This window comes from Streptococcus mitis, assembly GCF_013305725.1.
GTDB classification, from domain to species: domain Bacteria; phylum Bacillota; class Bacilli; order Lactobacillales; family Streptococcaceae; genus Streptococcus; species Streptococcus mitis_BO.
In genome coordinates, this window is sequence record NZ_CP047883.1 from 1,907,137 (window position 1) to 1,923,668 (window position 16,532).

General features: G+C 40.7%; 33 protein-coding genes. All 33 read right to left on the bottom strand.

From position 1 onward, the window contains the following. Window positions 1–4: 4 nt before the first annotated feature. Window positions 5–271, bottom strand: coding sequence for an ACT domain-containing protein (locus tag M594_RS09095; RefSeq protein WP_000644124.1), 267 nt, complete (start codon window positions 269–271; stop codon window positions 5–7). 264 nt (window positions 272–535) lie between these two features. Next, entirely contained in the window at window positions 536–922 is a 387-nt protein-coding gene (gene rplQ, locus M594_RS09100) for a 50S ribosomal protein L17 (protein ID WP_000331493.1), read from the bottom strand. 11 nt (window positions 923–933) lie between these two features. Further along, complete coding sequence (locus M594_RS09105) at window positions 934–1,869, bottom strand: DNA-directed RNA polymerase subunit alpha (protein ID WP_000568988.1); 936 nt, start codon at window positions 1,867–1,869, stop codon at window positions 934–936. Between the two features lie 42 nt (window positions 1,870–1,911). Then, the gene (rpsK, locus tag M594_RS09110; RefSeq protein WP_001118385.1) at window positions 1,912–2,295 is read right to left on the bottom strand and encodes a 30S ribosomal protein S11; all 384 of its coding nucleotides are present in this window, start codon (window positions 2,293–2,295) and stop codon (window positions 1,912–1,914) included. Window positions 2,296–2,312: 17 nt separating this feature from the next. Then, complete coding sequence (gene rpsM / locus M594_RS09115) at window positions 2,313–2,678, bottom strand: 30S ribosomal protein S13 (RefSeq protein WP_000090781.1); 366 nt, start codon at window positions 2,676–2,678, stop codon at window positions 2,313–2,315. 17 nt (window positions 2,679–2,695) lie between these two features. Next, window positions 2,696–2,812, bottom strand: coding sequence for a 50S ribosomal protein L36 (gene rpmJ / locus M594_RS09120; protein WP_001808836.1), 117 nt, complete (start codon window positions 2,810–2,812; stop codon window positions 2,696–2,698). 24 nt (window positions 2,813–2,836) lie between these two features. Continuing rightward, window positions 2,837–3,055 carry a translation initiation factor IF-1 gene (gene infA, locus M594_RS09125; RefSeq protein ID WP_001029883.1) on the bottom strand — a complete coding sequence of 73 codons (219 nt, stop codon included), beginning with the start codon at window positions 3,053–3,055 and terminating at the stop codon, window positions 2,837–2,839. A gap of 116 nt (window positions 3,056–3,171) precedes the next feature. Beyond that, window positions 3,172–3,810 carry an adenylate kinase gene (locus M594_RS09130; RefSeq protein ID WP_001050436.1) on the bottom strand — a complete coding sequence of 213 codons (639 nt, stop codon included), beginning with the start codon at window positions 3,808–3,810 and terminating at the stop codon, window positions 3,172–3,174. 149 nt (window positions 3,811–3,959) lie between these two features. Next, entirely contained in the window at window positions 3,960–5,270 is a 1,311-nt protein-coding gene (gene secY / locus M594_RS09135; protein ID WP_173876634.1) for a preprotein translocase subunit SecY, read from the bottom strand. 12 nt (window positions 5,271–5,282) lie between these two features. Further along, on the bottom strand, window positions 5,283–5,723 hold the full coding sequence (rplO, locus tag M594_RS09140; RefSeq protein WP_000766087.1) for a 50S ribosomal protein L15: 441 nt from the start codon (window positions 5,721–5,723) through the stop codon (window positions 5,283–5,285). A 144-nt stretch (window positions 5,724–5,867) separates the two neighbouring features. Beyond that, the gene (gene rpmD, locus M594_RS09145; RefSeq protein ID WP_000057241.1) at window positions 5,868–6,050 is read right to left on the bottom strand and encodes a 50S ribosomal protein L30; all 183 of its coding nucleotides are present in this window, start codon (window positions 6,048–6,050) and stop codon (window positions 5,868–5,870) included. Between the two features lie 13 nt (window positions 6,051–6,063). Beyond that, window positions 6,064–6,558 (bottom strand): 30S ribosomal protein S5, encoded by a 495-nt coding sequence (rpsE, locus tag M594_RS09150; protein WP_000874202.1) that lies wholly within the window; start codon window positions 6,556–6,558, stop codon window positions 6,064–6,066. A 17-nt stretch (window positions 6,559–6,575) separates the two neighbouring features. Next, window positions 6,576–6,932 (bottom strand): 50S ribosomal protein L18, encoded by a 357-nt coding sequence (gene rplR, locus M594_RS09155; RefSeq protein WP_000624044.1) that lies wholly within the window; start codon window positions 6,930–6,932, stop codon window positions 6,576–6,578. Window positions 6,933–7,015: 83 nt separating this feature from the next. Then, a complete protein-coding gene (gene rplF / locus M594_RS09160) occupies window positions 7,016–7,552 on the bottom strand; it encodes a 50S ribosomal protein L6 (RefSeq protein WP_033684406.1) in 537 nt (178 codons plus the stop codon). Window positions 7,553–7,739: 187 nt separating this feature from the next. Beyond that, a complete protein-coding gene (gene rpsH, locus M594_RS09165; protein WP_000245504.1) occupies window positions 7,740–8,138 on the bottom strand; it encodes a 30S ribosomal protein S8 in 399 nt (132 codons plus the stop codon). Between the two features lie 180 nt (window positions 8,139–8,318). Next, on the bottom strand, window positions 8,319–8,504 hold the full coding sequence (locus M594_RS09170; protein WP_001085697.1) for a type Z 30S ribosomal protein S14: 186 nt from the start codon (window positions 8,502–8,504) through the stop codon (window positions 8,319–8,321). A 17-nt stretch (window positions 8,505–8,521) separates the two neighbouring features. Beyond that, window positions 8,522–9,064, bottom strand: coding sequence for a 50S ribosomal protein L5 (rplE, locus tag M594_RS09175; RefSeq protein ID WP_000013542.1), 543 nt, complete (start codon window positions 9,062–9,064; stop codon window positions 8,522–8,524). 23 nt (window positions 9,065–9,087) lie between these two features. Next, window positions 9,088–9,393: a 50S ribosomal protein L24 gene (gene rplX, locus M594_RS09180; protein ID WP_000497691.1), complete on the bottom strand. Its 306-nt coding sequence runs from the start codon at window positions 9,391–9,393 to the stop codon at window positions 9,088–9,090. 78 nt (window positions 9,394–9,471) lie between these two features. Beyond that, a complete protein-coding gene (gene rplN, locus M594_RS09185) occupies window positions 9,472–9,840 on the bottom strand; it encodes a 50S ribosomal protein L14 (RefSeq protein WP_000616545.1) in 369 nt (122 codons plus the stop codon). 25 nt (window positions 9,841–9,865) lie between these two features. Then, a complete protein-coding gene (gene rpsQ / locus M594_RS09190; protein ID WP_000440801.1) occupies window positions 9,866–10,126 on the bottom strand; it encodes a 30S ribosomal protein S17 in 261 nt (86 codons plus the stop codon). Window positions 10,127–10,150: 24 nt separating this feature from the next. Then, window positions 10,151–10,357, bottom strand: coding sequence for a 50S ribosomal protein L29 (gene rpmC, locus M594_RS09195; RefSeq protein WP_000772918.1), 207 nt, complete (start codon window positions 10,355–10,357; stop codon window positions 10,151–10,153). Between the two features lie 9 nt (window positions 10,358–10,366). Next, window positions 10,367–10,780, bottom strand: a complete 414-nt coding sequence (gene rplP / locus M594_RS09200; protein ID WP_000960946.1) for a 50S ribosomal protein L16 — start codon at window positions 10,778–10,780, stop codon at window positions 10,367–10,369. Between the two features lie 3 nt (window positions 10,781–10,783). Next, on the bottom strand, window positions 10,784–11,437 hold the full coding sequence (rpsC, locus tag M594_RS09205) for a 30S ribosomal protein S3 (protein WP_000529936.1): 654 nt from the start codon (window positions 11,435–11,437) through the stop codon (window positions 10,784–10,786). 12 nt (window positions 11,438–11,449) lie between these two features. Next, window positions 11,450–11,794: a 50S ribosomal protein L22 gene (gene rplV / locus M594_RS09210; protein ID WP_000818137.1), complete on the bottom strand. Its 345-nt coding sequence runs from the start codon at window positions 11,792–11,794 to the stop codon at window positions 11,450–11,452. Between the two features lie 11 nt (window positions 11,795–11,805). Beyond that, window positions 11,806–12,087: a 30S ribosomal protein S19 gene (rpsS, locus tag M594_RS09215; protein WP_000533766.1), complete on the bottom strand. Its 282-nt coding sequence runs from the start codon at window positions 12,085–12,087 to the stop codon at window positions 11,806–11,808. Between the two features lie 103 nt (window positions 12,088–12,190). Then, window positions 12,191–13,024, bottom strand: coding sequence for a 50S ribosomal protein L2 (rplB, locus tag M594_RS09220; protein WP_173876635.1), 834 nt, complete (start codon window positions 13,022–13,024; stop codon window positions 12,191–12,193). A 17-nt stretch (window positions 13,025–13,041) separates the two neighbouring features. After that, entirely contained in the window at window positions 13,042–13,338 is a 297-nt protein-coding gene (locus M594_RS09225; RefSeq protein ID WP_001055347.1) for a 50S ribosomal protein L23, read from the bottom strand. Next, window positions 13,338–13,961 (bottom strand): 50S ribosomal protein L4, encoded by a 624-nt coding sequence (rplD, locus tag M594_RS09230; protein ID WP_000024547.1) that lies wholly within the window; start codon window positions 13,959–13,961, stop codon window positions 13,338–13,340. The genes M594_RS09225 and rplD overlap by 1 nt, the downstream gene beginning before the upstream one ends. A 24-nt stretch (window positions 13,962–13,985) precedes the next feature. After that, the gene (rplC, locus tag M594_RS09235; RefSeq protein WP_000160197.1) at window positions 13,986–14,612 is read right to left on the bottom strand and encodes a 50S ribosomal protein L3; all 627 of its coding nucleotides are present in this window, start codon (window positions 14,610–14,612) and stop codon (window positions 13,986–13,988) included. An 82-nt stretch (window positions 14,613–14,694) separates the two neighbouring features. Then, on the bottom strand, window positions 14,695–15,003 hold the full coding sequence (rpsJ, locus tag M594_RS09240) for a 30S ribosomal protein S10 (RefSeq protein ID WP_001284513.1): 309 nt from the start codon (window positions 15,001–15,003) through the stop codon (window positions 14,695–14,697). Between the two features lie 254 nt (window positions 15,004–15,257). Then, the gene (gene nrdG, locus M594_RS09245; protein ID WP_084926325.1) at window positions 15,258–15,848 is read right to left on the bottom strand and encodes an anaerobic ribonucleoside-triphosphate reductase activating protein; all 591 of its coding nucleotides are present in this window, start codon (window positions 15,846–15,848) and stop codon (window positions 15,258–15,260) included. After that, entirely contained in the window at window positions 15,841–16,347 is a 507-nt protein-coding gene (locus M594_RS09250; protein WP_173876636.1) for a GNAT family N-acetyltransferase, read from the bottom strand. Before M594_RS09250 ends, nrdG begins: the two co-directional genes overlap by 8 nt. A gap of 43 nt (window positions 16,348–16,390) precedes the next feature. Further along, a complete protein-coding gene (locus M594_RS09255) occupies window positions 16,391–16,531 on the bottom strand; it encodes a hypothetical protein (protein ID WP_000521618.1) in 141 nt (46 codons plus the stop codon). Between the last annotated feature and the right edge of the window lies 1 nt (window position 16,532).

The following is a 16,532-nucleotide window of genomic DNA, read 5'->3' on the forward strand; positions in this document are numbered from 1 at the left end:
CCTCCTAGATATTATACATAGCTTCGAAAATCGCTGCACTCTGAATATTGATTTTTACATTCAAAGTTTGTCCAAAGGCTTCAAATTCATTACGAAGATAGGTAAAATCTTGCTTTTCATCACTAGAGACGACAGCCATCATCGTGAAATATTCATCCAAGACGGTTTGAGAGATATCATCAATATTCAAACCCAATTCTGCAATTTTACCAGAAACACCTGCAACAATTCCAGATTTATCTTTACCAACAACAGTTATAATCGCTTTCATAAGTAAACTCCAATTCTTCTTTTAATAGGAAACCTGAACATTAAACAGGATTCTTTTCAAATAGTATAGCATAATTCTAATGAAAATACTCAAAAACGCCTGCTTACGAAGTTGTTCTTAAGAAAAAAACAATTTCGTAAACAAGCGTCTACTATCCCAACTTATGATGAGTGTTCCCGCTAGGACCGAAATCCTAGCGGTAGACCAGAGCTAGACTAAGAGCACAAGACTCCATCATCATAACACTCAACAAAATTGATGATTTTATACTAATTCGATGATCGCCATTGGCGCTGCATCACCACGACGTGGTTCAGTTTTAAGGATACGAGTGTATCCACCGTTACGTTCAGCATAACGAGGTGCAATTTCTGAGAACAATTTTTGAAGTGCTGTAGTAGAAGTGTACTTATCAGTTGCTTCATCATAGTTTTCAGATGCGATTTCATTACGTACGAAAGCAGCTGCTTGACGACGTGCATGCAAATCACCACGTTTACCTAGAGTAATCATTTTTTCAACAGTTTTACGGATTTCTTTAGCACGAGCTTCAGTTGTCACGATTGATTCGTTGATCAAAAGGTCAGTTGTCAAATCGCGAAGCATTGCTTTACGTTGTGAGCTAGTGCGTCCTAGTTTACGGTAAGCCATGTATTCCTCCTTTATTTATCTTTTAATCCAAGACCCAAATCAATGAGTTTGAGTTTCACTTCTTCCAAACTCTTGCGTCCAAGATTTCGTACTTTCATCATCTCTGCTTCAGATTTTTCTGTCAAATCATGCACAGTATTGATACCGGCACGTTTCAAACAGTTGTATGAACGCACAGACAAGTCCAGTTCCTCAATCGTACGATCCAAAATACGGTCGTCAGATTCAGTATCAGCTTCTTTCATCACTTCAGTTGACTTAGCAATCTCAGTAAGATTTGTAAACAAATCAAGATGTTCTGTCAAAATACGTGCTGAAAGCCCTAAAGCATCTTCTGGAATAATTGTTCCATTTGTCAAGATTTCAAGGGTTAATTTATCAAATCCATCATTGCTACCTACACGAGCAGGTTCCACTTGATAGTTGACTTTTGTAACTGGTGTATAAATAGAATCTACAGCAAGTGTTCCAACTGGTGCATTATCCTTTTTATTTTCATCAGCAGGTACATATCCACGACCACTGTTAACAGTCATAGTCGCTTTTAGAGAAGAACCTTCACCGATTGTAAAGAGATAATGATCTGGATTTACAATTTCAATATCGCTATCTGTCAAAATGTCACCAGCTGTTACTTCAGCAGGACCTTCAACATCTAGTTCGATGATTTTTTCGTCTTCAACGTACGATTTCACTGCAATTCCTTTAATGTTCAGAATGATTTGCATCACGTCTTCACGAACACCTGGAACTGTGTCAAACTCATGTAACACACCATCAATATTGATAGATGTCACAGCTGCTCCTGGTAGAGAAGCTAGAAGTACACGACGAAGAGAGTTACCAAGAGTTGTACCGTAGCCACGTTCAAGTGGTTCGATTACAAACTTGCCATAATCTTTATTTTCATCAATTTTTGTTATATTTGGTTTTTCAAACTCGATCATTTAGTTACTCCCTCTTAAACGAAAAGCAGTGTAATGCGATGATTATACACGGCGACGTTTTGGAGGACGAGCACCATTGTGTGGCACTGGAGTCACATCACGAATTGCTGTTACTTCAAGACCAGCGGCAGCAAGCGCACGAATAGCTGACTCACGACCAGAACCTGGACCTTTTACAGTAACTTCAACTGATTTAAGACCGTGTTCTTGTGCAGATTTAGCAGCAGCTTCAGAAGCCATTTGAGCAGCGAATGGTGTAGATTTACGAGAACCTTTGAAACCAAGAGCACCAGCTGATGACCAAGCAATTGCATTACCATGCACATCAGTAATCATAACAATAGTGTTATTAAATGTAGCGTGAATATGAGCAATACCAGATTCGATATTCTTTTTCACACGACGTTTACGTGTTGGTTTAGCCAAGACTTTTACCTCCTATATTATTTTTTCTTACCAGCAATCGCAACAGCTTTACCTTTACGAGTGCGAGCGTTGTTTTTAGTGTTTTGTCCACGGACAGGAAGTCCACGACGGTGACGGATACCACGGTATGAACCGATTTCCATCAAACGTTTGATGTTCAAGTTTACTTCACGACGAAGGTCACCTTCAACTTTGATTGCATCCACTTCACGACGGATAGCATCTTCTTGATCTGATGTAAGATCACGTACACGAACATCTTCTGAGATTCCAGCAGCAGCCAAAATTTTCTTAGATGTTGCAAGTCCGATACCATAAACATAAGTCAATGAGATTACTACGCGTTTGTCATTTGGAATGTCAACTCCAGCAATACGAGCCATGTTTTCTCCTTTCTATCTTATCCTTGACGTTGTTTGTGTTTTGGATTTGCTGGGCAAATTACCATAACACGACCATTACGACGAATAACTTTACAGTATTCGCAAATTGGTTTGACCGATGGTCTTACTTTCATTTCTTATCCCTCCAAGTTTTTCGATTATTTAAAGCGGTAAGTGATACGTCCACGTGTCAAGTCATATGGACTCATTTCGACAGTAACACGATCTCCCGCTAAAATACGAATATAGTTTTTACGAATTTTACCAGAAACTGTTGCTAAAATCTGATGTCCATTTTCAAGTTCAACCGTAAACATTGCATTCGGCATTGTATCAACTACTTTGCCTTCAACTTCAATCACATCGTCTTTTGCCACGCAAAAGCACCTCCATAAATTTCGATTCGATGCCTCTAGACACAGAGACAACAATTATAAGTCAGACTATCTCAGTATAACATTTGTAGCGGATTTTTGCAAGTGTGAAAAACGCTTTATTTCAAATTTGTCAATACTTTTTCGATATCTGAGAAGACATCATTGATATCTTGATTACCTTCGATGTCATGAACCAAACCTTTGGCACGGTAGTGAGCAATGATTGGTTCTCCTTGAGCAATATTCACATCCAAACGACGTTTTACTGTCTCAGGCTTATCATCTTCACGTTGGTAGTAATCTTCTTCTTTATAGTCAACTGGTGGGTTAAAGACCTTATGGAAAGTTTCTCCAGTTACGCGGTGGATGATACGACCACTCAAACGTTCCAAGAGGCTGTCTGGATTCACTTCGATGTTGATAACCCCTTCTAGTTCGATGCCAAGTTCAGCCAATGTTTTGTCCAAGGCATGAGCTTGTTCGATTGTACGTGGGTAACCATCCAACAAGAATCCTGTTTCTTTAATATCATCTTGTGAAAGACGTTCTTTTACGATTCCATTTGTAACTTCGTCAGGAACCAATTCACCCTTGTCAATGTATGACTTAGCAAGAACACCCATTTCAGTTTGATTTGCCATTGCAGCGCGGAACATATCACCAGTTGAGATATGTGCAACATGGAATTGTTCTACGATTTTTGCTGCTTGAGTTCCCTTACCTGCACCAGGTAAGCCCATAATCAAAAGATTCATGATTTGATCTCCTTATTTTATTTTTAAATAGAAGTAAAAAGTATTTTTACCCCTATTTAAAAATAAAATAGAAGAGGGGAGACCAAACTCTCACAAATGTTAGAGTTAAACCTCCACTCCCTCAGCATTTACTGATTCCGTAAATGCTTTTATTCTGTTCTGTCCATGAAACCAACATACTTACGTTTCAATAGGTAACCTTCCAATTGTTTGATCCCTTCAATACCTGTAGAGATAATGATCAAAAGACTTGTTCCTCCAAAAGCAACTGCTTCTGAAAGTCCGAAAACATCTTTTGCTACAATCGGTAAAATGGAAATCACACCAAGGAAGAGGGAACCAACTGTTGCAAGACGACGAAGAAGTTTAGACATATATTCTTCTGTACCTTTACCAGGACGAACTCCATGGATATAGGCACCGCTCTTTTGTAGGTTTTCTGCCGCTTTTTCAGGATTAATCTGCACAAACGTATAGAAGAATGTAAAGAGAATAATCAACAAAGCATACATGCCGATACCAGTTGGTGAAGTTGTTGCCAACATTTCTTGTGCTGTTCTTACCCAAGCCCAATCATGACCTGTAGCGCTTAAAAACTGTAGAATAGCTGCTGGCGCCGCAGTAATCGAACTTGCAAAGATAACAGGGATAACTCCAGCAGGGTTTACTTTCAAAGGAAGGTAAGAGCTAGATGGAGCGCCTTGTGCAACCTTAGTATATTGGATTGGAATTTTGTATTCTGCTTGTTGAACATAAGTTGTAAAGTAAATAATCAACAATACAGTAATAATCAAAATGATTACGAAAATGATAGATGAGCTGATACGGCTACTTGGGACGTTCACAAAGTAGTCCACATAGATGCCCTGAATCATCTCTGGAATTGAGGCAACAATCCCGGCAAAGATAATCATAGAAACACCATTTCCGTATCCCTTATCTGTAATTTGCTCTCCCAACCAAGTCACAATCATGCTACCAGCTGTTAAGATGATACCAATCATGATAAATACTTGTGGAGTAAGAGCTGTTTTCAACAATTGAGCTCCAGCCAAAGTATTAAAACCAGCTGTAATCCCGATAGATTGCACAAAAGCAAGAACTAGAGCAATATAACGAGTAGCTTGATTCAATTTTCTTCGACCTACTTCCCCTTGTTTACCCCACTCTACAAATTTGGGTAAAATATCCATTTGCAAGAGTTGGACAACGATAGAGGCCGTAATGTAGGGACTAACACCAAGAGCAAAAACTGAGAAGTTTTTCATGGCATTTCCTGACACCAAGCTCAACATGTTTAAGAAGGATAATCCACTTAAAGCATTCAAGCTATTGGCATTCACACCAGGAACTGTAATGCTAGTTCCGATACGAAAGACCAAAACGATAAAAATTGTAAATAAAATTTTTGATCGAACCTGCTTGACTTTAAGAGCTTCTCTTAATAATTTAAAAAACATAGGTCACCTCTCTTAGATGACTTCTACTGAACCACCTTTAGCAGTGATAGCTTCTTCAGCTGATTTAGAGAATTTAGCTGCTTTCACAGTCAATTTCTTAGTCAACTCACCGTTACCAAGAATTTTAATACCTGATTTTTCAGCTTTAACAATTCCTGCTTCGATAAGAACAACTGGAGTTACTTCAGCTCCATCTTCAAAGACGTTCAATTGGTCAAGGTTCACAATTGCGTATTCTTTAGCGTTGATGTTAGTGAATCCACGTTTTGGAAGACGACGGAACAATGGAGTTTGTCCACCTTCAAAACCAAGGCGAACTCCGCCACCGCTACGAGCTTTTTGACCTTTTTGACCACGACCAGATGTTTTACCGTTACCTGATGAAGTACCACGACCAACGCGGTTACGTACTTTACGAGAACCTTCTGCAGGTTTCAATTCATGAAGTTTCATTTTTATTTTCTCCTCTTTTGTAAAATGCTAGCGCCGATAAGGGAGAAAAGGTTGTCTCCCCCATCAACTCGCCTATACGACGTCATCATAGATGACTATATCTAGTTTTAGGGGATGGTATAGTGCACATCCCCTAAAAATTCATTAGTTTACTTCTTCAACTGTTACCAAGTGAGATACTGCTGTGATCATACCACGGATAGCAGCGTTATCTTCTTTAATAACAGAGCTGTTCAATTTGCCAAGTCCAAGTGCTACAACAGTTTTACGTTGTGATGGAATGCGTCCGATTGGAGACTTAGTCAAAGTAATTTTAATTTGAGCCATTTTATCCCCTTTCTTATGCCAAATCAGAAACTGAAATACCACGAAGGGCAGCAACTTCTTCAGCGCGTTTCAATTGTTTCAAACCTTCAACAGTTGCACGAACAATGTTGATTGGAGTGTTAGAGCCAAGTGATTTAGATGTAATATCTGCCACACCTGCCAATTCCACAACGGCACGAACTGCACCACCAGCGGCAACTCCAGAACCTTCTACAGCAGGTTTCAACAATACTTTAGCTCCACCGAATTCTGAAAGAACTTCGTGTGGGATTGTTGTTCCAACCATAGGAACTTCGATCAAGTTTTTCTTAGCATCATCTACTGCTTTACGGATTGCTTCTGGAACTTCTTGAGCTTTACCAGTACCAAATCCTACGCGACCGTTGTGGTCACCAACAACAACAAGAGCTGCGAAACGAAGACGACGTCCACCTTTAACAACTTTTGTAACACGGTTGACAGCAACTACGCGTTCTTCTAATTCAACTGCATTGTCTTTAAATGCCATTTTCTAGTGTCCTCCTATTAGAATTTCAATCCGTTTTCACGAGCTGCATCAGCCAAAGCTTTCACACGTCCGTGATATAGATATCCACCGCGGTCGAACACCACTTCTGAAATACCTTTAGCGTTTGCACGTTCTGCAACGAGTTTACCGACAGCAACGGCTTGTTCAGTTTTAGTTCCTTTTGAAACTTCTTTGTCAAGAGTTGAAGCACTTGCGAGCGTTACACCCGCTACGTCATCAATCACTTGAGCGTAGATGCCTGTATTAGAACGGAATACGTTCAAACGTGGGCGATCAGCAGTTCCAGAGAGTTTTCCGCGAACGCGACGGTGGCGTTTTTGGCGGAGTTTGTTTTTATCTGGTTTTGAAATCACAGTTTTCACCTCTTTAGTTTTAAATCGTGTGCTATGCACAAAGTTGGAAAATAGGTTGGTGGTTGAGACTCAACCACTCAACATTATTTACCTGTTTTACCTTCTTTACGGCGAACGAATTCACCAACGTAACGGATACCTTTACCTTTATATGGTTCTGGTGAACGAAGGCTACGTACGTAAGCAGCTGTTTGACCAACTACTTCTTTTGAAATTCCGCTAACAACGATTGTTGTTGGATTTGGAAGTTCAAAAGTAATTCCTTCTGGAGCTTCAACTTCGTCTGGATGAGATTTACCAACAGCCAAAACAAGTTTAGTTCCTTGAAGTTGTGCACGGTAACCAACCCCGCGCATTTCAAGTTCTTTCTTGAATCCTTCTGATACACCAACAACCATGTTGTTCAAAAGGGCACGAGTAGTTCCATGGATAGTTTTCATTTCTTTTGAATCGTTTGGACGGTGAAGAGTTACTTCAGTACCTTCCACACGGATTTCAATATCTTTTGAGAACTCACGAGTAAGTTCTCCTTTAGGTCCTTTTACAGTTACAACGTTGTCATTGTTAGTGAGTTCAACACCAGCAGGCAACACGATAACTTTATTACCAATACGTGACATGTTTATTTTCTCCTGTTAAATTGTCAGGCCATAACGGCCAGTTTTCACGGGGTTAAATCGATTTCTCGATTTAAAGGAACATTTAGATTTCAATTTCAAAGTGAATCTAGGCATCGTCTAGCAGGCATAACTTTGGGTTAGGCAAGAGACGACAACGACGAGTCACAAAGAAATTGAGAGCTAAATATTACCAAACGTAAGCGATAACTTCTCCACCAACATTCTTTTGGCGTGCTTCTTTATCAGTAAGCAAACCTTCAGAAGTTGAAAGGATAGCAATTCCAAGTCCGTTAAGAACTTTTGGAAGGTCTTCACGTTTTTTGTAGACACGAAGTCCTGGTTTAGAAACACGTTTCAAGTTAGTGATAACTTTTTCACCGTTTGGTCCGTATTTAAGGAATACACGGATGATGCCTTGTTTGTCATCTTCGATGATTTCAACGTTTTTTACAAAACCTTCGCGTTTAAGGATTTCAGCAATCCCTTTTTTGATGTTTGATGCAGGTACTTCAAGTACTTCGTGTTTAGCTTGGTTAGCGTTACGAATACGAGTTAGGAAGTCTGCGATTGGGTCAGTCATAACCATTTTGTTTTTCTCCTCTTACTAGTAGTTTGCAAGTTGCACTTGCTAGTTAATGATTGAGCTAGGCTCAGAATATGTTTCTAGGTTTCAATTCCTAAGTGAGTCTAGGCATCTGCTTGCAGGCATAACTTGAGTTAGGCAAAAGCAGATAACGACGAATCACGACGGGATTGAAAGCTAGAATTACCAAGATGCTTTTGTTACACCAGGAATTTGTCCTTTGTAAGCTAATTCACGGAAGCAAACACGGCAAAGTTTAAATTTGCGGTAAACTGAATGTGGACGACCACATTTTTCACAACGAGTATAAGCTTGAGTAGAGAACTTCGCTGGACGTTTGTTCTTAGCAATCATTGATTTTTTAGCCATTAGATTTACCTCCTATATTATTTTGCAAAAGGCATTCCAAGGCCTGTAAGCAATGCACGTGACTCTTCGTCAGTGTTAGCAGTTGTTACGATAACGATGTCAAGACCACGAGTTTTGTCAACGTCATCGAAGTTGATTTCTGGGAAGATCAATTGTTCCTTCACACCAAGTGTGTAGTTTCCGCGTCCATCAAATGATTTTGTTGGAACACCGTGGAAGTCACGTACACGTGGAAGTGAAACTGAAACCAATTTATCCAAGAATTCGTACATACGTTCACCACGAAGGGTAACTTTTGCACCGATCGCAACACCTTCACGAAGACGGAAGCCGGCGATTGATTTTTTAGCTTTAGTGATAAGTGGTTTTTGACCTGAGATAAGTGCCAATTCTTCAGCAGCTTTTTCAAGGCTTTTAGCGTTTGATACAGCTTCACCAACACCCATGTTCAAAACGATCTTATCTACTTTAGGCACAGCCATCACTGATGAGTAGTTGAATTGTTCTGTCAAAGCAGGAACTACTTCATTAAGATATTTTTCTTTTAAACGATTTGCCATTATACTTCTCCTTTCCTTCGTGATTAATCAAGCACTTCGCCTGATTTTTTGTTGTAGCGAACTTTTTTACCGTCTACAAATTTGTAACCAACACGACCAGCTACACCATTTTTGTCCAAAACTTGAACGTTTGATACGTGGATAGCTGCTTCTTTCTCGATGATACCACCTTGAGGAAGCTCGTTAGTTGGACGTTGGTGTTTCTTAACGATGTTAACACCTTCAACGATAACTTTGTTTACTTTTGGAAGGGCAGTAAGGACAACAGCTTCTGTTCCCTTATCTTTACCAGCGATTACGCGAACTTTGTCGCCTTTTTTTACAAACATTAGGTTTCTCCTTGATTTTTCTTACGCCCACAAGGGCACCCTGGAGGTAAATCCAGGGGACTAGTTTGTTTCTAAAAATTAAAGTACTTCTGGAGCAAGTGACACGATCTTCATGAAGCCACCTTCACGCAATTCACGTGCAACTGGACCAAAGATACGTGTTCCGCGAGGAGTTTTGTCTTCACGGATGATAACTGCTGCGTTTTCGTCAAATTTGATGTATGAACCATCAGCACGACGAGCACCTGATTTAGTACGAACGATAACTGCTTTAACAACGTCACCTTTTTTAACCGCACCACCAGGAGTAGCTTGTTTTACAGATGCCACGATAACATCACCGATGTTTGCAAATTTACGTCCTGAACCACCAAGAACTTTGATAGTCAAGATTTCGCGAGCACCGCTGTTGTCTGCGACTTTCAAACGAGTTTCTGTTTGAATCATTTCAGTTTTCTCCTTTCAGGTTTGATTAGATGATGACCGCTTCTTCAACAACTTCTACAAGACGGAAACGTTTTGTAGCTGAAAGCGGACGAGTTTCCATGATACGTACGATATCGCCTTCTTTGGCAACATTGTTTTCATCATGAGCTTTGTATTTTTTAGAGTAGTTAATACGTTTACCATAGACTGGGTGGTTACGTTTTGTTTCAACTACAACTGTGATTGTCTTGTCCATTTTGTCAGATACAACACGTCCAACAAGAACTTTACGATTATTGCGTTCCATTGAAATTTCTCCTTCCCTAGTCTATTATTTCGCTTCAGATTGAACTGTTTTGATACGAGCGATTTGTTTTTTAACTTCTTTCAAGCGAGCTGTTTGTTCTAATTGACCAGTAGCAGCTTGGAAACGAAGTTCAAACAATTCTTTTTTCAATTCGTTTTCGCGCTTCGCGAGTTCTTCTTGAGAAAGACCACGAAGTTCTTTAACAAATTCTTTTACTTCATTAAGTTTCATGCCTTCTCCTTATTCTGCTTCACGTTTTACGAATTTACATTTAACTGGCAATTTGTGGCTAGCAAGACGAAGCGCTTCGCGAGCAATCTCTTCAGATACACCAGCGATTTCGAACATCACTTTACCACGTTTAACTGGTGCTACCCAACCTTCAGGTGCCCCTTTACCAGATCCCATACGCACACCGATAGCTTTAGCAGTGTATGATTTGTGTGGGAAGATTTTAATCCAAACTTTACCACCACGTTTCATGTAACGAGTCATGGCGATACGAGCAGCTTCGATTTGGCGGTTAGTGATCCAGTGGCTAGTTGTAGCTTGAAGACCGTATTCACCGAATGCTACTTCTTTTCCACCTTTTGCTTCACCGCGCATTTTTCCACGGAATTCACGACGGTGTTTAACACGTTTAGGTACTAACATTGGTTATTTACCTCCTTTAGTGTTTTTGCGAGCTGGAAGAACTTCACCACGGTAGATCCATACTTTAACACCAAGTTTACCGTATGTAGTATCTGCTTCTTCCCAAGCGTAATCGATATCTGCACGAAGTGTGTGAAGTGGAACAGTTCCTTCAGAGTATCCTTCAGCACGGGCGATATCTGCACCGTTCAAACGACCTGATACTTGAGTTTTGATTCCTTTAGCTCCAGCACGCATTGCACGTTGGATTGCTTGTTTTTGTGCACGACGGAAAGCAACACGTTGCTCCAACTGACGAGCAATTCCTTCACCTACAAGGTGAGCATCCAAATCAGGTTGTTTGATTTCGATGATGTTGATGTGTACTTGTTTTCCAGTCAATTTGTTAAGTTTTGCACGGAGTGCATCAACGTTAGCACCACCTTTACCGATAACCATACCTGGTTTAGCAGTGTGAAGTGAAACGTTAACTTTGTTTACTGCGCGTTCAATTTCGATAGTTGAAACTGCTGCGTCAGCAAGTTCTTTTTGAACGAATTTACGGATTGCAAGATCTTCATGAAGGTAATCCGCGTATTCTTTTTCAGCATACCATTTGGCATCCCAATCACGGATGATGCCGACACGCATACCAATTGGATGTACTTTTTGACCCACGATTTTACCTCCTTATTTTTCTGCAACAGCCACAGTGATGTGAGCTGTACGTTTGTTGATTGGTGAAGCTGAACCTTTCGCACGTGGACGGAAACGTTTCATAGTTGGTCCTTCGTTTGCGAATGCTTCAGATACTACCAAGTTAGCTTTATCCAAACCAAAGTTGTTTTCAGCGTTAGCTACAGCTGAGTTCAAAACTTTCAAGATGATTTCAGCAGCTTTGTTTGGAGTGAATGTCAAGATTGCGATTGCATCGGCTACGCTTTTACCACGGATGTTATCAAGAACAAGACGTGATTTACGAGGTGAAACACGTACTGTACGAGCCATTGCTTTAGCTGAAGTAATTTCTGCCATTTATGTTCTCCTTATTTTCTACGTGTTTTCTTGTCGTCTGCAGCGTGACCTTTGTAAGTACGAGTTGGTGCAAATTCACCAAGTTTGTGACCTACCATGTCTTCTTGGATATAAACAGGTACGTGTTTACGTCCGTCATAAACTGCAATAGTGTAACCAATGAAACTTGGGAAGATCGTTGAACGACGTGACCAAGTTTTAATAACTTTTTTCTTTTCGTCGTTAGCTTGAGCTTCAACTTTTTTCATCAAATGCTCATCGACGAAAGGTCCTTTTTTAAGACTGCGTCCCATTTTTATATTTTCTCCTTTAAATGTTGTACCACAGCGGCTTGCGCTCCTATGGAGCGCTACCGAGCTGGCGGATTTACTAATTGCTTAAGCGACTAGTTTAATATTATTTCTCGTTGCGACGACGAACGATAAGTTTGTCAGATTTCGCTTTCTTGTTACGAGTTTTAAGACCAAGAGCAGGTTTGCCCCATGGAGTAGATGGTGCTTTACGACCAACTGGTGCTTTACCTTCACCACCACCGTGTGGGTGATCGTTAGGGTTCATTACAGAACCACGAACTGTTGGGCGGATACCTTTCCAACGGCTACGTCCTGCTTTACCAAGGTTTACAAGTCCATGTTGTTCGTTTCCGACAACACCAACTGTAGCACGGCAAGTTCCAAGAATCATACGAACTTCACCTGATTGAAGACGAACAAGAACGTATTTGCCTTCAGAACCCAATACTTGAGCAGATGCACCAGCAGCACGTACCAATTCACCACCACGACCTGGTTTCAACTCGATGTTGTGGATCAAAGTACCAACTGGGATGTTAGCAAGTGGAAGAGCGTTTCCGACTTTGATATCTGCTTCTGGACCTGAAACGATACGTTGACCAACTTCAAGACCTTTTGGAGCGATGATGTACGCTTTCACACCGTCAGTGTAGTGTACAAGAGCGATGTTTGCAGAACGGTTTGGATCGTACTCGATTGTTTTAACAACTGCTTCAACGTTGTCTTTGTTACGCTTGAAGTCAACCAAACGGTAAAAACGTTTGTGTCCACCACCTTGGTGACGAACTGTGATACGACCGTTGTTGTTACGACCAGCCTTGCTCTTCAATGCAACAAGCAATGATTTTTCAGGAGTGCTTGTTGTGATTTCAACGAAATCCAAAGAAGTCATATTACGGCGACCGTTTGTTGTTGGTTTATAAACACGAATTCCCACGATATTTCCTCCTTAGATTATTCAGCTTCAGCAGCAAACAACTCGATTGCTTTAGAATCAGCTGTAAGTGTGATGATAGCTTTTTTAGTTTTGTTAGTAAAACCAGTGTAACGTCCAACACGTTTAGCTTTTGGTTTTACGTTGATTGTGTTAACATTAGCAACTTTAACACCTTCGAAAGCAGCTTCAACAGCTTGCTTGATCAAAAGTTTGTGTGCACGAGTGTCAACTTCAAATACATATTTTCCTGCTTCAAGTTGAGCCATTGAGCTTTCAGTGATTACAGGTTTTTTGATAACATCATACAAATTCATTATGCAAGAACCTCCTCGATTTTAGAGATAGCTGCTTGAGTAACAAGAAGTTTGTCACTATTTGCGATGTCAAGAACACTTGCAGTTGTAGCAGTCGCAACTTTCACGTTTGGAAGGTTACGAGCTGAGAGAGCTGCGAATTCGTTTCCTTCTTCAAGAATAACAAGGACTTTAGAATCGATGCTCAAAGCTGCAAGAACTTTTGCAAATTCAGCAGTTTTTGGAGCTGTAAATTCAAGAGAATCAACGGCTACAAATTTATTTTCAGCAACTTTTTCTGAGTAAACAGATTTAAGCGCAAGGCGACGAACTTTTTGAGGAAGTTTGTACGCATAGCTACGTGGAGTTGGTCCGAAGACGATTCCACCACCACGCCATTGTGGAGAGCGGATAGAACCTTGACGAGCACGTCCAGTTCCTTTTTGACGCCATGGTTTGCGTCCGCCACCTGAAACAGCTGAGCGGTTTTTAACTGCGTGAGTTCCTTGACGAAGGCTAGCACGTTGGCTGATGATCACATCAAACACAACAGATTCATTTGGTTCGATACCAAAGATTGCATCATTAAGAACAACTTCGCCCGCTTGTTTACCAGTTTGGTCGAATAATGTTACATTTGCCATTTTGACTGTATTCCCCTTTCCTTATTATTTACCAGCTTTAACTGCTGACTTGATAGTGATAAGAGATTTCTTAGCACCTGGTACGTTACCTTTGATAAGGATAACGTTCTTTTCTGGAACAACTTGTACAACTTCAAGGTTTTGAATTGTTACGCGGTCGCCACCCATACGTCCTGCAAGGTTTTTACCTTTGAATACGCGGTTAGGTGCAACAGGTCCCATAGAACCTGGACGACGGTGGTAACGAGAACCGTGAGCCATTGGTCCACGTGATTGTCCGTGGCGTTTGATAACACCTTGGAAACCTTTACCTTTAGAAGTACCAGTTACGTCAACAACGTCTCCAGCTGCGAATGTTTCAACTGTGATTTCAGCACCAACTTCCAAGCCTTCAACGTTTTTGAATTCACGAATGAAGCGCTTAGGAGCCGTGTTAGCTTTCGCTACATGTCCTTTAGCAGGTTTGTTGCTCAATACTTCGCGTTTGTCATCGAAACCAACTTGGATAGCGTTGTATCCGTCTGTTTCAACAGTTTTAACTTGAAGAACAACGTTTGGAGTTGCTTCAATAACTGTTACAGGGATCAATTCGCCAGCTTCAGTGAAGATTTGAGTCATTCCCACTTTTTTCCCTAAGATTCCTTTTGTCATGAGAAAATAGTTCCTTTTCTATATTTTTTATTCAAAAAGTTTTTAACGAGCGTTTTTTATGCTCAAGGTATCAAGCTTTAGATTAAAGTTTGATTTCTACGTTTACACCACTTGGAAGATCCAATTTCATCAAAGCATCAACTGTTTTTTGAGTTGGGTTAACGATATCGATCAAACGTTTGTGTGTACGCATTTCAAATTGTTCGCGAGAGTCTTTATATTTGTGAGTCGCACGAATGATTGTGTAGAGGCTACGTTCAGTTGGAAGTGGGATTGGACCCGCAACTTGTGCACCTGTACGAGTAGCTGATTCTACGATTTTTGCAGCCGCTGTGTCAAGCGTACGGTGTTCGTAAGCTTTCAAACGGATACGGATTTTTTTGTTTGCCATCTTTTTCTCCTTTTCGTCTATTTAAGATAATAGGCTAGCTCCACAAGAAAACCGACGCGGTGTTGCGTGGCAATGCAACCGAGCGTGTCGCAACCTCTTGCATCAAAGCTAAGGCTGTAATTTACAGCACCATAATAGAATAACACAAAGCCCCTGCGATTGCAAGGGATTTGTTGCTGTTTTTTCGTTTTTTTACAATGAAACTGTTTTCTTTTTTATAGGTCATTTATTTAACTATTCTTTATAGAAGAAAGTTACTCTCTCTTCACCTGTTCATAGCTTTCTTTTCCGTCATTAAGCTTATCCCAAATCACTACCTGCCCACTTTTGAGAGATTTTTGCACATCGATAATTCGTTGGTTGGACGAACCTCGAAACTGGAGCATGAGATTTCTCTTAGTTCGGTCATACCGTCCATCGACAAGGATGTCAATTAGCGACAATAGTTCCAGTTTATCTGGAGTTTCCAACATCATTTCTTCCCATGTATAGCCCGTCCAGGACCAGATATCCTTATCTGGCAATTCCTTCCGAATCCGCTTAACGAGTGGCAAAAGAATCCCAGTATTGAGAAAAGGCTCCCCTCCCAGCAAAGTCAAGCCTTGAACATAGGGTTGAGCAAGATCAGCCATGATCTGTTCTTCTAATTCTGCTGTATAGGGAATTCCTGCCTTGAAAGACCAAGTCGCTACATTATAACATCCCTCGCAGTGAAACATGCAGCCTGATACATAGAGAGAGTTACGCACACCCTCTCCATCTACAAAGTTAAAGGCCTTGTAATCAATAATCCGCCCTTGACTGAGTTCTTCGCTTTTCCATTCTTGTGGTTTAGGATTATTCATTCACTACCTCTATCCAATAACGCTCCACACCATTACGAACATCCTCAAGGAGCCCACCATTTGCTAAAATGACTGCTCTGCTAGCAGGATTATTTACGCTACAGGTCACAAGAGTTCTCTTGATATTCTTTTCCTTAGCAACTTGCAAGCCCTGACGGAGAGTTTCCTTAGCATAACCCTTGCCTCTTTCTGATGGACGAATGGAGTAGCCAATGTGGCCACCTTCTTCTAGTAGAAAGTTACTGAGGCGCAACCGGAGATTAAGAAATCCAATTGCTCTATCTTTCACAGAAAAAGCTACTAACTGAATTGCGGGAACCCACCCTTCAGGCAGCTTAATTCCCATTTCCTGATTCTGATTGCTTTCCAACCACTCTTCATACACAAAGTTCTCTGTATCCCAAAATCCTCCGTCATGGGCTGATTGGCTCTTTTCAAACTCTGCCATCATCTCTAAAACTGTTTCTTTATCTGCTAATCTTGGTCTGCGTAGTTCCATCCTTACCTCCCACTAAGAGAAAAGCGAGAGTTGACTCTCACTTTTATTTTTTCTTGTTCTTGTTTAAAAATTGTTCTCTGAGGTTGAGCAAACGTTCTTTCTTACCAGCTCCACCTTTAGAGTGTTTCTCGTGATAACGGGTCACTTGTGCGCGCCCCTTATCGTCTAATTGATATTTTCCCATC

What these genes read in the sequence shown, in the direction of transcription:
- M594_RS09095 (WP_000644124.1), bottom strand. Translation starts at nt 271, where the DNA reads ATGAAAGCGATTATAACTGTTGTTGGTAAAGATAAATCTGGAATTGTT.
- rplQ (WP_000331493.1), bottom strand. Translation starts at nt 922, where the DNA reads ATGGCTTACCGTAAACTAGGACGCACTAGCTCACAACGTAAAGCAATG.
- M594_RS09105 (WP_000568988.1), bottom strand. Translation starts at nt 1,869, where the DNA reads ATGATCGAGTTTGAAAAACCAAATATAACAAAAATTGATGAAAATAAA.
- rpsM (WP_000090781.1), bottom strand. Translation starts at nt 2,678, where the DNA reads ATGGCTCGTATTGCTGGAGTTGACATTCCAAATGACAAACGCGTAGTA.
- rpmJ (WP_001808836.1), bottom strand. Translation starts at nt 2,812, where the DNA reads ATGAAAGTAAGACCATCGGTCAAACCAATTTGCGAATACTGTAAAGTT.
- M594_RS09130 (WP_001050436.1), bottom strand. Translation starts at nt 3,810, where the DNA reads ATGAATCTTTTGATTATGGGCTTACCTGGTGCAGGTAAGGGAACTCAA.
- secY (WP_173876634.1), bottom strand. Translation starts at nt 5,270, where the DNA reads ATGTTTTTTAAATTATTAAGAGAAGCTCTTAAAGTCAAGCAGGTTCGA.
- rplO (WP_000766087.1), bottom strand. Translation starts at nt 5,723, where the DNA reads ATGAAACTTCATGAATTGAAACCTGCAGAAGGTTCTCGTAAAGTACGT.
- rpmD (WP_000057241.1), bottom strand. Translation starts at nt 6,050, where the DNA reads ATGGCTCAAATTAAAATTACTTTGACTAAGTCTCCAATCGGACGCATT.
- rpsE (WP_000874202.1), bottom strand. Translation starts at nt 6,558, where the DNA reads ATGGCATTTAAAGACAATGCAGTTGAATTAGAAGAACGCGTAGTTGCT.
- rplF (WP_033684406.1), bottom strand. Translation starts at nt 7,552, where the DNA reads ATGTCACGTATTGGTAATAAAGTTATCGTGTTGCCTGCTGGTGTTGAA.
- rpsH (WP_000245504.1), bottom strand. Translation starts at nt 8,138, where the DNA reads ATGGTTATGACTGACCCAATCGCAGACTTCCTAACTCGTATTCGTAAC.
- M594_RS09170 (WP_001085697.1), bottom strand. Translation starts at nt 8,504, where the DNA reads ATGGCTAAAAAATCAATGATTGCTAAGAACAAACGTCCAGCGAAGTTC.
- rplE (WP_000013542.1), bottom strand. Translation starts at nt 9,064, where the DNA reads ATGGCAAATCGTTTAAAAGAAAAATATCTTAATGAAGTAGTTCCTGCT.
- rplX (WP_000497691.1), bottom strand. Translation starts at nt 9,393, where the DNA reads ATGTTTGTAAAAAAAGGCGACAAAGTTCGCGTAATCGCTGGTAAAGAT.
- rplN (WP_000616545.1), bottom strand. Translation starts at nt 9,840, where the DNA reads ATGATTCAAACAGAAACTCGTTTGAAAGTCGCAGACAACAGCGGTGCT.
- rpsQ (WP_000440801.1), bottom strand. Translation starts at nt 10,126, where the DNA reads ATGGAACGCAATAATCGTAAAGTTCTTGTTGGACGTGTTGTATCTGAC.
- rpmC (WP_000772918.1), bottom strand. Translation starts at nt 10,357, where the DNA reads ATGAAACTTAATGAAGTAAAAGAATTTGTTAAAGAACTTCGTGGTCTT.
- rplP (WP_000960946.1), bottom strand. Translation starts at nt 10,780, where the DNA reads ATGTTAGTACCTAAACGTGTTAAACACCGTCGTGAATTCCGTGGAAAA.
- rplV (WP_000818137.1), bottom strand. Translation starts at nt 11,794, where the DNA reads ATGGCAGAAATTACTTCAGCTAAAGCAATGGCTCGTACAGTACGTGTT.
- rpsS (WP_000533766.1), bottom strand. Translation starts at nt 12,087, where the DNA reads ATGGGACGCAGTCTTAAAAAAGGACCTTTCGTCGATGAGCATTTGATG.
- M594_RS09225 (WP_001055347.1), bottom strand. Translation starts at nt 13,338, where the DNA reads ATGAATTTGTATGATGTTATCAAAAAACCTGTAATCACTGAAAGCTCA.
- rplD (WP_000024547.1), bottom strand. Translation starts at nt 13,961, where the DNA reads ATGGCAAATGTAACATTATTCGACCAAACTGGTAAACAAGCGGGCGAA.
- rplC (WP_000160197.1), bottom strand. Translation starts at nt 14,612, where the DNA reads ATGACAAAAGGAATCTTAGGGAAAAAAGTGGGAATGACTCAAATCTTC.
- rpsJ (WP_001284513.1), bottom strand. Translation starts at nt 15,003, where the DNA reads ATGGCAAACAAAAAAATCCGTATCCGTTTGAAAGCTTACGAACACCGT.
- nrdG (WP_084926325.1), bottom strand. Translation starts at nt 15,848, where the DNA reads ATGAATAATCCTAAACCACAAGAATGGAAAAGCGAAGAACTCAGTCAA.
- M594_RS09250 (WP_173876636.1), bottom strand. Translation starts at nt 16,347, where the DNA reads ATGGAACTACGCAGACCAAGATTAGCAGATAAAGAAACAGTTTTAGAG.
- M594_RS09255 (WP_000521618.1), bottom strand. Translation starts at nt 16,531, where the DNA reads ATGGGAAAATATCAATTAGACGATAAGGGGCGCGCACAAGTGACCCGT.